The following is a 1,777-nucleotide window of genomic DNA, read 5'->3' on the forward strand; positions in this document are numbered from 1 at the left end:
TGTGCATTGCCAAAAATCCAACAGTCTCTCTTATGGCTTAAGTTGCTCTCTTTTTCTATAAAACCGCCGAGGTCACCTTTTTTGACATATCCAAAGTCTCTTAAGGCTCTAATTCGGTGAAGAGTTCTTCCATCAAACACAATTTTTTCATCAGTAAATTCGTATTTTTTCATCTGGTTTGTTACCTAGTTGAGATTCTTTTATCGCCATCAATCCAGTCGTCCCAACATACACATGCTTCACCGTAAATTTTTGCATGACCGTAAACATGCGCATCACCGTAAACTTCTGCATTGCCGTAAACACGCGCCCTATCATAAATGTATGCCTTTTCGTAAACTTGTGCATTGCCATAAACTTCTGCATTATCAAAAACGTGCGGTTCACCGCAAATATATGCATCACCGTAAACTTCTGCATCACCGTAAATGCATGGTTCATCGCAAACTTCTGCTTTGCCATAAATACGAGAATTGTTGTAAACATGTGCATAACCGTAAACTTGTGCATTTTCGTAAACCTTAGCATCACCAAAAACCTTGGCATAACCATAGACTTTTGCATAATCCCCAATCCAGCAATTACCATGATGCGATAGGTTGTCTTCTTTTTGTATATAGCCACCTAAATCACCTTTCTCGACGTTTCCAAAGTCTCGTAATGCGCGAATGCGGTGGAGAGTTTTGCCCCCAACTTCGATTGTTTCATCAGTAAGTTCATATTTCTTTTCCATAATGATAGCCTCTTAATGCATGCTTTGTCTTTTAAGCTCTTGAGACAGCACCCCCATGCCTTTTGTTGTGATTTTTGCTGAAGGAATGACTTTTTCAGTTCCATTTTCGGTTTGAATAGTGAGGGTTGAGCAATCCATTAGTCCTTTTTGGATTTTATCCTGATAAGGCAATAAGCGATCCCCGAAAGTGCGTCGATACACCCATCCTTTTTTCTGTAGGAAGAGAATGAATTGTTTTGGTTGCATTTCGAGCACTTTAGCGGCTTCAGTAAGACTGAAGAGCCCATCAGAGCGTTGCAAGCTTTCCAGAGCCATTGCTTTTGGTTTTAAATCTTCAATGATGATGTCTTTACGCTCATTTTCATTTTTTAGATGAGTTAATACACCTAACATTACTTGTGGACTTGAGTAATCGATTTGTGGTGTAACAACTTGCTTTGCACGCCGCTCGCATTCGATAAAGTATTCTCTTGCTTGCTTTCCTTTTTTATTACGCTCGACCATGGCAAGCTCTTTCGCCATGTCTAAGGTAAGATAGTATTCTACTGCTATGGCATTGTTCGCTTCCATTTTTTTGTGGAAGCGAATAAAGTCCCTTCCATCAAGGAAAGCATAGGTCATAATACGTTTTTTTATCCAAGTAGAAAAATCTTGTTTACTCTCCAAAAAGACATGTAATTCACGTGCATTTACTGTCTGAACGCTTTCTTCGTTAATGGTGTTATTTGTAATAGCGATAGGATTATTCATAATTTTACTCCATCCGATAATTTAATAAGAGGAAAGAGGGGGGCGCTTTTAAAAACGCCCTCTGTAGTATGTATAATGTGGGTAGTTTGGAATGACATCCGAAAGAGTTAAACGGTGCTGCTGTTCATAAGTACCGTATGTTTCATCTTCATATCGCTGCTGTTCGATTTCTTCTAAAAAAAAACCGTATGCTGTGCTGTGTAGAATAAAATCGTGAGGTATTTTGCCATCAAAACACTTTTGTTCACGTAGTTTGAGATAAAACTCAGCAATATCTTCAGAGATATCTTCGCA

General features: G+C 38.8%; 2 protein-coding genes and 1 pseudogene. All 3 read right to left on the reverse strand.

The window, feature by feature from the left end; genetic code table 11:
- Window positions 1-181: 181 nt before the first annotated feature.
- Window positions 182-733 carry a hypothetical protein gene (locus ACFIL3_RS09910; RefSeq protein WP_375682200.1) on the reverse strand — a complete coding sequence of 184 codons (552 nt, stop codon included), beginning with the start codon at window positions 731-733 and terminating at the stop codon, window positions 182-184.
- A gap of 12 nt (window positions 734-745) precedes the next feature.
- A complete protein-coding gene (locus ACFIL3_RS09915) occupies window positions 746-1,483 on the reverse strand; it encodes an antA/AntB antirepressor family protein (protein ID WP_375638622.1) in 738 nt (245 codons plus the stop codon).
- Between the two features lie 48 nt (window positions 1,484-1,531).
- A pseudogene (locus ACFIL3_RS09920) lies at window positions 1,532-1,777 on the reverse strand (hypothetical protein); the annotation flags it as partial.

Origin of the sequence: Bartonella sp. CE47NXGY, from assembly GCF_042195415.1 — a bacterium.
Classification (GTDB): domain Bacteria; phylum Pseudomonadota; class Alphaproteobacteria; order Rhizobiales; family Rhizobiaceae; genus Bartonella.